The sequence below is a fragment of the Falsihalocynthiibacter sp. S25ZX9 genome, from assembly GCF_041205405.1.
GTDB classification, from domain to species: Bacteria; Pseudomonadota; Alphaproteobacteria; order Rhodobacterales; family Rhodobacteraceae; genus Falsihalocynthiibacter; species Falsihalocynthiibacter arcticus.
In genome coordinates this window covers 1-311 of sequence record NZ_JBGFCD010000200.1, presented here as the reverse complement: position 1 = coordinate 311, position 311 = coordinate 1, and the positions used below count along the sequence as shown (strand labels likewise).

The following is a 311-nucleotide window of genomic DNA, read 5'->3' as shown; positions in this document are numbered from 1 at the left end:
CGGTCCTTGTAGAAAAACCACTCGCCGTCACCGCAAAGGAAGCGGAAAAGCTGGTTCAAGCGGCGCAGGCAAACGGCGTCCCCCTCATTGTTGGCCACCATCGACGATACAACCAGATCATCCAAAAAGCAGCCTCCCTCATATCTGAAGGCGTCATCGGCGACATCCGAAGCCTGCAAGCCACCTGCTGGCTATACAAACCCGACTACTATTTCGACGTTGCCCCGTGGCGAACCCAAAAAGGGGCGGGGCCGATTTCGGTCAACCTCGCACATGACGTTGATCTCATGCGCCACATCTGTGGCGACATC

General features: G+C 56.6%; 1 protein-coding gene. It reads left to right on the top strand.

Translation table 11 applies throughout. From position 1 onward, the window contains the following. On the top strand, nt 1-311 hold a 311-nt coding region (locus AB9F29_RS21900), incomplete at both ends, for a Gfo/Idh/MocA family protein (RefSeq protein WP_369757247.1).